This is a genomic window from Pedobacter suwonensis (assembly GCF_900111825.1).
Taxonomy (GTDB): domain Bacteria; phylum Bacteroidota; class Bacteroidia; order Sphingobacteriales; family Sphingobacteriaceae; genus Pedobacter; species Pedobacter suwonensis.
Genome location: NZ_FOJM01000027.1, coordinates 18,938 through 28,706, shown reverse-complemented (window position 1 = coordinate 28,706; position 9,769 = coordinate 18,938). Strand labels below are relative to the sequence as shown.

Below are 9,769 nucleotides of genomic sequence, written 5' to 3'. Positions count from 1 at the left end.
GTTAACCGAGAGAAGAACTACTTTATCTAATAAAAATATAGCCAGCGCCTACTGATTACAAACTTAAGCACTCTAAACTTACTTTGACCACCCCCCGGCCCCTCCTTATCAAGGAGGGGAGCTGATTCATCCAGTAAATTTGATACGAAAAATAAATACTAAAAATTAAACAGTACATACATCTGATCAAGAAAATAACTAATTCATCATACAGAAACATAGCCAGTGTCCCCAACTACAAACCTTAACATTCCCAACCAATTTGGCCAAAGCAGTTCCTAATCCCCTCCTATTTTAGGAGGGGTAAGGGGTGGTAAACTGAATAAAATTAATTTAAAAATATTTATATTGAACTATGGTAATCCATAATCTCAAGTATCTAAAAGAAAAAAGAAGGGAATTGAGAAATAACCTCACCCCAGCTGAGGCGACCATGTGGAGGTACCTCCAAAACTCAAAACTTGACGGCAGAAAATTCAGGAGACAACATAGTGTTGGAAATTATATTTTAGATTTTTACTGCCCCTCTGAAAAATTAGCTATTGAAGTTGATGGAAGCAGTCATGATGATTATTCAGCGGAAATATATGACAAGGAAAGAACTGATTTTTTAGAGAGCAAAGGAATTAGGATGATCCGGTTTGACAATATTGACGTTTTTGAATCTGAAGAGCTGGTTTGTGAAGCGATTAGAAGCCATTTTAAAAACAAATAACCACCCCCGGCCCCTCCTTATCAAGGAGGGAGCTAATTTATCCAGTAAATACAACTAGTAGCCCCCAATTACAAATCTTAACACATTTTTCCCGACTTTATTTATTAACTTAAATTGATAATTTTAAACATAATTAATCATTAAATATAGATCTAAAAGTAACCCTCCCAAATGAAAATTAAAAATAAGTTAATCGTATCCCTAACTATTCTGGTGTTTGTAATTGCTTCATGTAAAAGCAAAACCAAACAGATTGAAATAATGCAACAAGCCAATTTTGATCAGGCTGTAATTAATGACTTAACTGCATACAAAAAACTAAACGATCTTGTGGTTGAGCACATGGATACAATCATTAATTTTAGGAAAGCTCAAGTTGATCACCCCGAAGAGATTGAAGAGTTTGCCTTTTTACATGATGATGAGAAGGAAAACCATTTTATCCAAAAAGAGATTAACTTCAATAATGTCCCTGAATTTATTTTACCTAAACTCGATAGTGCTTTTTATGCTATAAAAAGAGGTAAAATTACCGGTTTTAGCATAAACAGAAACGGAATGATTGAGATGTCTGTGGGGCATAGTTTTGATGAGAAAAACAATTCTGATATTTACGAAAGCCTTGTTTGGAATGCTCCGGAAAATTTGCCACTAAAATCAACAGCGAAAGATACCTTGATAGATGATGAATGGAGGTATATTATTCATGTAATGCGACGTGGAAATCCTTAAATATTCGTATTCAATCTCGGAAAGCCATTTCTTTTTCAAGAATCTTAATGTTTAAATCCTATTTCAAATAATATAGCTGATATCTATTTTGATAATATAAAAAACAAATTAAATTCTTTTTTTTTATATTTGAGTATGAAAAGATTAACGATTTTAGCCGCGTTAATCATCCCTATATTTCTTTGTACCTCCTGGGGCTTCTTTGCACACCAAAGGATAAACAACCTTGCTGTCTTTACTTTACCGGCAGAAATGATCGGTTTCTATAAAAAGAATATTAAATACATTACCGAACATGCCGTTGATGCCGACAAACGCAGATATGCGGATACCCTGGAAGCGCCACGGCACTACCTCGATGTGGAGAACTATGAACAAAACATTGATAGCATTCCGGAAAAGTGGGATGATGCCCTGGCTAAATACGGCCTGAAAAAGCTAAATACTGATGGTATCATTCCATGGCAGGTACAGCGAAGCTATTATGGTTTAGTTAAAGCCTTTAAAACGCATGACTCGATAAAAATCCTAAAATATTCTGCAGATCTGGGGCATTACATTGCCGATGCACATGTTCCGTTACACACTACCGCCAACCATAACGGGCAACTCACCAACCAGGTAGGCATCCATGCCTTTTGGGAAAGCCGTTTGCCCGAATTATTTTCAACTCAATACAATTTTGTGGTAGGCCGGGCTCAGTATATCGAAAACCCATTGCAGGAAATCTGGAAAGTACTTAAACACACCCATGGTTTGGTTGATACGGTACTTAGCTTTGAAGCAACTTTAAATGCATCATATCCCGCTAGCGAAAAGTATAGCTTTTCAGAACGAAACCATACCGTACTTAAACAATACTCCAGAGAATATGCAAAAGCCTATCACGATAAGATGAATAATATGGTCGAAAAACAAATGCGTGCTGCCATATTAACCACAGGTTCGTTTTGGTACTCAGCCTGGGTAGATGCCGGACAGCCAGTACTTAAAAACCTGATCAAAACCGAACTGTTGCCTGATGAGCAAAGCGCAGAAAAAGAGATTGAAAAGCAATATCAAAAAGGAATACTGATCGGAAGAGAACTTTAGTTAAGCGTTCGGCTCCTCTCCTTCAATCATTTTTTCCACCTTTTTAGGCTGTAAGCGACTTCTGATAGCAGCCCAAATGGCAGGAACAAATGTAACTACAGCAATAAAGATGATAACCAATTCGAAGTTATTTTTAATTGCCGGAATCTGTCCCAACAGATAACCACCGATTAACAGGGCAAAAATCCAGGCAACCCCACCAATAATATTGTAATAGGTAAAGCGGCCGAAAGGCATTTTAGCTATACCGGCAACAAAAGGAGCAATTGTCCTGAAAATCGGTAAAAAACGGCTCAGCATAATGGCTTTACCGCCATGTTTTTCGAAAAATTCGTGAGATTGATGGTAATATTTGAGTTTTAAAATTTTGTTTTTTTCTTTAAATACTCCCGCCCCCAAAACGCTTCCTAATTTATAATTAACGGTATTTCCTAAAATCGCAGCTACAATTAATATCAGGAGCATAATCCAGATATTTAACCCTGTTTCATGTTCGCCCGCAATTAAAGCACCCATGGCAAAAAGCAAAGAATCACCAGGAAGAAATGGAGTTACCACAAAACCGGTTTCGGCAAAAATGATCAGGAATAAAATAAGATAAGTCCAGGTACGATATTCGTTAACAATCTGGGCCAAATGAACATCAATGTGGAGGATAAAATCTAAAAGCTGCTGTAGTAATTCCAATTTATTTGATTTTGGGCAAAAGTAAGCATAGTAAAAGAATAATATGCTTTAAATTTTAATAAATAATTAGTTTGCCGGAATGATGCGATTTTTAAGTTCTCCCTTTTTATCACCATCAAATAAAATCAGGTAAACCCTTCCCCTATTAATCGTAAGCGAATCTAGACGTGTTACCGAAGGCGGTGGATTTGTTGCGGTGGGGTTAGCTAACTTAAACGCATACTTCATTACATTATTAACCTTTACCTTAAAAGTTTTGGTTTCACCATAGCCAAGTAACGATTCAGTCGGTTTAGCCGTATTTGTACTATCTGTAATTACTACTTTAGAACCTAGTGTATAACCCAAGTTTAAAAAAGTTAGCTTCGCTGAATCCAGGTCGGGCTTTACATCATCCTGATAAACTTTCAACTTTGCAGGCTTATCAATTGCTTCTTTCAGATAAAAAACCGAATAATTTTGACCGATTTTAAATTTTTGTTCTGTCAGAGATGCCGCATCTACGCCAGTTCCAATATTTTTGCTTGTGATATTAATAATAGAATCGCCAGGTATAACTACATAACTTGTATTGCTATTATAAGCTACAGAAGCGCCGATCTGCCTGCCGTTTAAATAAAAATTTTGAGTGGTATCGGTAGAAGCTGCCTGAAAAAAGCGGATTTTAGCATCACCTTTAATGAAATTATTGTTTTTGATGCAGGAGCTAATTAAAAAGACGCACACCACAAGAAAGAATATTCTGGAAAACAATACTGTATTTTTCATATAAATTACCAATGCTACTAAAACGTAAAGATAGCAGAAAGCGCAAAAACTGCGAAATTAATTATCGGTAATGATATGTGCCGTCAAAGTTGCAGCGGCAGCACCACTAAACCAAATGGTATAAATTTTCCCTGCCTCCAGGCTTTTAGCATCAATGGTTTTAATACTGCCTGAACCAACCACTGAATACCTCAGGTTTACTTCAGGATCAACCGTAAAATAATTCGATGCTTCTTTAAAAGCCAGGCCATTAACAAATTGTGTGCCGCCCTGTACCGTCACATTTATCCCTGTGGCAAAAGCAGGGGTAAGATTTATTAATTTAATCTTTGCTTTGGTTGATTCTGTATTGCTCAGGTTATCTTCATAATTGACAATTTCCAGTTCACCTTTTTTATTGGTAACCAAAAAAGCAGTATAAGTAATAGATGGTATAAAGTTTAGCGAAGTATCTGTAGTCGCATTGTTCGTTCCGGTGTAAGAAACACTTCTATTACCTGAAGGAATTTTCACATAATCACTGGTTTCACCAAAAGCCAGAGCCGAAGTGGTGAGTTTTTCATTATCGAGATAGAAATCCTGATGAACATCGGCTGTCGAAGCATTAACCATTTTTAACTTGGCTTGCCCCTTTGCAACTTCAGCCGGATTATCCTTTTTGCATGATGATAAACTTATGCTGCAAACAGCAATGAGCAAAATCAATACTGTAGAGCGTTGGTTATAGATTTTCATTGGTTTTGGTTGGTTGATATAAAACAAAAATGGCTCGGTCAAAAACCAAGCCATTTTCTTATTAAAACTAATACACTAGTTTTTTTAATAACTGTTATTCAGCATCACCGGCATTACCAACATTAGAACGTCTTCATTTTCGTCATTGGTTTGCGGAATTAAAAGCCCTGCCCTGTTCGGAGTAGAAAGTTCTAAAGTAACCTCATCACCACTTAAATTGCTCAACATTTCAATTAAAAAACGGGCATTAAAGCCAATTTCAAGGTCTTCGCCATCATATTGGCAACTTAAGCGTTCATGTGCCTCGTTCGCAAAATCCAAATCCTCGGAAGAAATATTTAATTCGCTTCCGCTGATTTTCAACCTTACCTGATGCGTCGTTTTGTTGGCAAAAATTACAACCCTACGGAGCGTATTTAAAAACAAGCCCCTGTCAATAACCAGTTTATTAGGATTGTTGGTTGGAATAACTGCCTCATAATCTGGATAGCGCTCGTCTATTAAACGACACACTAAGTTTATATTTTCGAACTTGAAGAAAGCGCTTGTAGCATTATAATCTACTGATACATTTATATCAGTTGAAGGCAAGGCAGCTTTCAAAAGTGTTAAAGCTTTTTTGGGAAGAATAAATGAGGTGGCTTTATCAGCTTTGCTATCCATACGGCGGTATCTTACCAGTTTATGTGCATCGGTGGCCACAAAAGTGATGTGCTGAGGAGACAGCTGACAAAATACACCAGTCATTGCCGGGCGCAGCTCATCGTTACTTACCGCAAAAATAGTTTTGGTAATGGCTTCGGTTAAAACCGATGCGGGTAAATTTACAGAAGATGCATTTTCAACTACGGGAATCTTCGGAAAGTCATCGCCATTTTCACCACTTAATTTATATTTACCATCACCCGCACTGATCTCAATGGCAAAGGTACTATCATCAATATTAAATGCAATCGGTTGATCTGGTAACGTTTTTAACGTATCTAATAAAATTTTAGACGGAACGGCTACTTTACCTTCTTCCTTTGATTCTACAGCCAAAGCGGTTGTCATACTGGTTTGCAGATCGGTAGCAGAGATCGTTAAGTTTCCATCTTTAATTTCGAAGAGAAAATTTTCTAATATAGGCAAAACCGTACTGCTGCTTGATGCACCATTTACGGTTTGTAAGTGTTTTAACAGCGTTGATGTGGATACAATAAATCTCATGATATTATTTAGTATTCTTCAAAAATATAAAAATTATTTAGCGTACTTGTATTTGCGGTAATAATGTTGAAAAATCGCAAAGAATATTAACAATAGCAAGGGCACCACAACATTTATAAACTGCCATTTCGTTTTTTCAAGCTTAATTTTGGCTTTATCCAGTAATCTGATTTTTACTTCTTTATTCCGCAGCGCAATTAAGTTATCATTATCCGTAAAATAATCAACGATGTTAAGTAACAAGGCTTTATTACCAAAGGTGCGCTGCGAATATCGGTCAAAACCCAGGGGAAAGGGTGATCCGTTCTGTTCAGATACCTGGTTTTTAAAGATATCGCCGTCGCCTATCACAATCATTTTAGCGGGTTTTCCTACACTGGCTGAGGTATAGGGTTGCTTAATCGTTGCGGGTAAGGGGCGCCCGGCAAAAACCGATGGAAAATTACCTTCCAACATCAAACCAACATGCTGTGGCTTACTTTGAAAAGACCGTGGATCCAACTGCTCGCTTAACATTTGCAAGCTGAACAGCTTCGGCACATTAAATACTTTGTTATAAGGAGAAGTACTTAAAATGTACGATTTCTTTACTCCTCTAACTCCGATAGTATCTACCGTGCTCGGAAATTCAGATTTCACTCCATCCAGTTTCTTCACCACACTTTCAGCCGTATCGGGCAATAAAATCGGGTAATAAATCCATGGAACGAGCTGCATCTGGTTTTGTCCACCTACAACTCCCGTTGAGACCGGAATTTCGGTACTGTTCGCAGGATCAGCTATGATATTATAATTAACCCTTGAGCCATACATAAATAGCATATCGTCCAGGTTAAGGTTATTATTAATGGCCATTTGCCCACTTTTGCCACGCAAACTATCCAGTTCGGCATTTACCTGATCGATACTCCACAACACCCGCCCGCCATTCATTACAAAATAGTTGATTTTGTATTTCTCCTCTTCAGTAAAAGGTTTCCTGGGCTTGGCTATGATGAGCATTTTCAATTTATCAAGTCCTGCTTTGTCGATACTATTTAAATCAATACGGCCCACCAAATAACTGTTTGACAGGGTATGGATCGCATCGGCCAGATGCAGATCAGAAAGCTCACCATTTGACTCAGAGAACCCAATCCTGGGGTTATCACCCGATATCACTTTTTTTAAACCTGAAGTAAATATATATTCCAGATTTTCAATCGCACGGTTGATATTGTCTTCATAATTCCCCCGGGTATCTAAATTCTGGAAAAGTTTAATCGGGAATTCCTTACCTCCGCTTTCCATCATGGCCATTGGAAATACAAGCTTCTGCGTCAGACCACTTTCTGTTTTAACACTTAAATTGGTGGCTTCTATGCCTCTTTCATACAAATTATTGATCACCGTATCCTGATCGGCCTGGTTAAGACCGGCTAAGGGATCGACAAAAACCACTTTTACATCTTTTTTGGCATAGGCTTGATAGTCAGATAAGATATCAGAAACTGCAGCCTGGAGGCGCTTAAACGCAGGTGGCAGTTCCCCGGCTAAAAAAACGGTAATCATCACCGGCTTTTCGTTACCCTCCAGCAAGGCTTTTGTTTTTTCGCTTAGTGTGAAACGTTTATCGGCCGTAAAATCAAAACGATAGAAAGCGTATTGCCCTACAATATTTAAAATGATCAATGCCGCTATAACGATGATGGAGTTACCCCATTTATGCTTTAGTCTCATTACCTTTTCACTCCTATCATCAATTTGGTGATTAATAAAAACAGAACGGAAAACGTTATAAAGTAAATCAGATCCCTGGTATCTAAAACACCACGGCTTATCGAAGTATAATGTTGATTGATCCCTAAATTCCTAATGATATTCCCGATACTTTGAAATGCAGCCAGCTGACTGCTATAATCAAAGCCTAAAAAAGCGAATGCACATAAGGCCGCGCTGATTACAAAGGCAATAACCTGATTTTTAGTTAATGCAGAGGAGAAAATCCCCATTGATGTAAAGGCAGCGCCTAATAAAAACAGGCCAATGTATGAGCCAATAACCGATCCCGAATCGATATTTCCTTCGGGAAAACCCAGCTTTGAAATACTATAATAATAAATTAAGGTTGGAATCAGGGCAAATAACACCAAAACCAGGCTCGCTAAATATTTTGCCACAACGATCTGCCAAATGTGGATGGGGCGGGTAATTAAAAGTTCAAAAGTGCCCTCTTTCCTTTCTTCAGCAAAAGCGCGCATCGTGATGGCCGGAATGAGAAACATAAAAAGATAAGGCACTAAACTAAAAAAGCCATCAAGTTCGGCATAACCATAATCGAGTATCGAAGTATCAGGAAAAAACCAAAGTAACAGGCCAGAAACCAATAGAAAAATGCCAATAGTGATGTAAGCCACCATCGAACTTAAGAAACTGAATAACTCGCGTTTAAAAACTGCGTACATAGTTAAATTTAAATACCGAAGTTAAGAAATATTTTTTCGTTAGGCTATCCGGGGCAACATCGCTCAACTTTAGTTAGATGCTAAATAAATAGGCAAACCTAATGCCTACAAACCCTTTGGTATTGGTTTTACTAAGGCCAAAAATATCGCTTTTACCCGTCCAGCCTTCGTATCTGATGCCAAGATCGAGTTTATTACCTCCTGATAATTTAAACTGGTTACCAATGCCAGGCGACCAAATGAACAGTTTTTTTTGTTCGTTATTTAAAGGCAGTGCGGCACCCAGTTGACCTTCTGCATAAAAGCTTTCGCTCAACTGATATTTTAATCCGGCTTTTGCAGAAATATAGGTTAAATCCTGTACATTAAACAATTGATTTCTTTTGCCAAAGAAATTCATAAAACCTGCATTTAATGTTACTGCGAGATTTTCTGCAACCGGCAGATCAGCTTTTACCGAAACGCCCAGGCCAATACTGGATAGGTTAGAGAAATTGCTTGATGGTAAACCAATTTCTGCCGCAATACCAATGCTGGCGTTATTTTGAGCCTTTAAAAATGATGGGCTTAAGAATAAAAAGCCAATAAGTATGGTTCTGATGTTGATGCTACGCATGAATTTAAGCGGTAAGTTTTCTGAAAATATCTTCTAATGACTGTTGCTGGTGCATTTTTTTAAGTCCCTCTAACGAATCGTTTGCTACCATTTTGCCTTTGTTCATAATAATAATATCATCACAAATGGCTTCAACCTCTTGCATAATGTGGGTAGAAATCACAACCGTTTTGGCTGTACCAAGCGTTTTGATAAGCTGCCTGATATCCACAAGTTGATTAGGATCTAATCCGGACGTAGGTTCATCTAAAATTAGAACTGATGGGTTATGGATGATCGCCTGGGCCAGGCCTACCCTTTGGCGATACCCTTTCGATAACATCCCTATCTTTTTATGCTGCTCTGGCGTTAAACCCACCATTTTAACAACTTCATCAATCCGGGCGGGTAAATTGACAATTTTATAGGTTTGCCCAACAAAACTTAAAAATTCCTTTACATACATATCGGGATAAAGAGGCGTATTTTCAGGAAGGTAGCCAATGTGCTTCTTGGCTTCAATGGCATCAGAAAAAATGCTTTTACCAGCAATTTCAGCCTCGCCTGATGTAGGTGCCAGATAACCGGTAAGCATACGCATCGTGGTCGATTTACCAGCGCCATTTGGTCCTAAAAAGCCAAGAATACGTCCGGGCCTGGCTTCAAAACTAATCGCATCTACTGCTTTTTGCTTATCGTAATGTTTAAAAAGATTTTTAACTGAAATACTCATTTTGCATGTTTAAAACCAATTTTCTACAAGTTATTGAAGTAAAATTAAGAAATATCGTC

Annotated in this window: 11 protein-coding genes; 3 read left to right on the top strand and 8 right to left on the bottom strand. The window is 37.9% G+C overall.

What is annotated here, in order from left to right:
• The first annotated feature begins 355 nt into the window (after nucleotides 1-355).
• The 3 genes from BM107_RS23840 to BM107_RS23830 all read left to right on the top strand — a co-directional run bounded on the left by BM107_RS23840 (nucleotide 356) and on the right by BM107_RS23830 (nucleotide 2,539).
• On the top strand, nucleotides 356-715 hold the full coding sequence (locus BM107_RS23840; protein WP_090988092.1) for an endonuclease domain-containing protein: 360 nt from the start codon (nucleotides 356-358) through the stop codon (nucleotides 713-715).
• Nucleotides 716-886: 171 nt separating this feature from the next.
• On the top strand, nucleotides 887-1,447 hold the full coding sequence (locus tag BM107_RS23835) for a hypothetical protein (RefSeq protein WP_090988090.1): 561 nt from the start codon (nucleotides 887-889) through the stop codon (nucleotides 1,445-1,447).
• Between the two features lie 135 nt (nucleotides 1,448-1,582).
• On the top strand, nucleotides 1,583-2,539 hold the full coding sequence (locus tag BM107_RS23830; protein WP_090988088.1) for a zinc dependent phospholipase C family protein: 957 nt from the start codon (nucleotides 1,583-1,585) through the stop codon (nucleotides 2,537-2,539).
• On the opposite strand, the gene BM107_RS23825 is transcribed toward BM107_RS23830, so the two are convergent.
• The 8 genes from BM107_RS23825 to BM107_RS23790 form a co-directional block, all read right to left on the bottom strand.
• Nucleotides 2,540-3,226, bottom strand: coding sequence for a DedA family protein (locus BM107_RS23825; protein WP_090988086.1), 687 nt, complete (start codon nucleotides 3,224-3,226; stop codon nucleotides 2,540-2,542).
• 66 nt (nucleotides 3,227-3,292) lie between these two features.
• A complete protein-coding gene (locus BM107_RS23820; RefSeq protein ID WP_090988084.1) occupies nucleotides 3,293-3,994 on the bottom strand; it encodes a DUF4397 domain-containing protein in 702 nt (233 codons plus the stop codon).
• Nucleotides 3,995-4,051: 57 nt separating this feature from the next.
• On the bottom strand, nucleotides 4,052-4,729 hold the full coding sequence (locus tag BM107_RS23815; RefSeq protein WP_159435310.1) for a DUF4397 domain-containing protein: 678 nt from the start codon (nucleotides 4,727-4,729) through the stop codon (nucleotides 4,052-4,054).
• Nucleotides 4,730-4,813: 84 nt separating this feature from the next.
• On the bottom strand, nucleotides 4,814-5,938 hold the full coding sequence (dnaN, locus tag BM107_RS23810; protein ID WP_090988080.1) for a DNA polymerase III subunit beta: 1,125 nt from the start codon (nucleotides 5,936-5,938) through the stop codon (nucleotides 4,814-4,816).
• A 33-nt stretch (nucleotides 5,939-5,971) separates the two neighbouring features.
• A complete protein-coding gene (gene gldG / locus BM107_RS23805) occupies nucleotides 5,972-7,657 on the bottom strand; it encodes a gliding motility-associated ABC transporter substrate-binding protein GldG (protein WP_090988077.1) in 1,686 nt (561 codons plus the stop codon).
• On the bottom strand, nucleotides 7,657-8,382 hold the full coding sequence (gene gldF, locus BM107_RS23800) for a gliding motility-associated ABC transporter permease subunit GldF (RefSeq protein ID WP_090988075.1): 726 nt from the start codon (nucleotides 8,380-8,382) through the stop codon (nucleotides 7,657-7,659). Before gldF ends, gldG begins: the two co-directional genes overlap by 1 nt.
• Before the next feature lie 73 nt (nucleotides 8,383-8,455).
• A complete protein-coding gene (locus BM107_RS23795; RefSeq protein ID WP_090988074.1) occupies nucleotides 8,456-8,998 on the bottom strand; it encodes a hypothetical protein in 543 nt (180 codons plus the stop codon).
• Nucleotides 8,999-9,002: 4 nt separating this feature from the next.
• Nucleotides 9,003-9,710 (bottom strand): ATP-binding cassette domain-containing protein, encoded by a 708-nt coding sequence (locus tag BM107_RS23790; protein WP_090988072.1) that lies wholly within the window; start codon nucleotides 9,708-9,710, stop codon nucleotides 9,003-9,005.
• Between the last annotated feature and the right edge of the window lie 59 nt (nucleotides 9,711-9,769).

What these genes read in the sequence shown, in the direction of transcription:
- gldG (WP_090988077.1), bottom strand. Translation starts at nt 7,657, where the DNA reads ATGAGACTAAAGCATAAATGGGGTAACTCCATCATCGTTATAGCGGCA.
- BM107_RS23840 (WP_090988092.1), top strand. Translation starts at nt 356, where the DNA reads ATGGTAATCCATAATCTCAAGTATCTAAAAGAAAAAAGAAGGGAATTG.
- BM107_RS23835 (WP_090988090.1), top strand. Translation starts at nt 887, where the DNA reads ATGAAAATTAAAAATAAGTTAATCGTATCCCTAACTATTCTGGTGTTT.
- dnaN (WP_090988080.1), bottom strand. Translation starts at nt 5,938, where the DNA reads ATGAGATTTATTGTATCCACATCAACGCTGTTAAAACACTTACAAACC.
- BM107_RS23830 (WP_090988088.1), top strand. Translation starts at nt 1,583, where the DNA reads ATGAAAAGATTAACGATTTTAGCCGCGTTAATCATCCCTATATTTCTT.
- BM107_RS23790 (WP_090988072.1), bottom strand. Translation starts at nt 9,710, where the DNA reads ATGAGTATTTCAGTTAAAAATCTTTTTAAACATTACGATAAGCAAAAA.
- gldF (WP_090988075.1), bottom strand. Translation starts at nt 8,382, where the DNA reads ATGTACGCAGTTTTTAAACGCGAGTTATTCAGTTTCTTAAGTTCGATG.
- BM107_RS23815 (WP_159435310.1), bottom strand. Translation starts at nt 4,729, where the DNA reads ATGAAAATCTATAACCAACGCTCTACAGTATTGATTTTGCTCATTGCT.
- BM107_RS23820 (WP_090988084.1), bottom strand. Translation starts at nt 3,994, where the DNA reads ATGAAAAATACAGTATTGTTTTCCAGAATATTCTTTCTTGTGGTGTGC.
- BM107_RS23795 (WP_090988074.1), bottom strand. Translation starts at nt 8,998, where the DNA reads ATGCGTAGCATCAACATCAGAACCATACTTATTGGCTTTTTATTCTTA.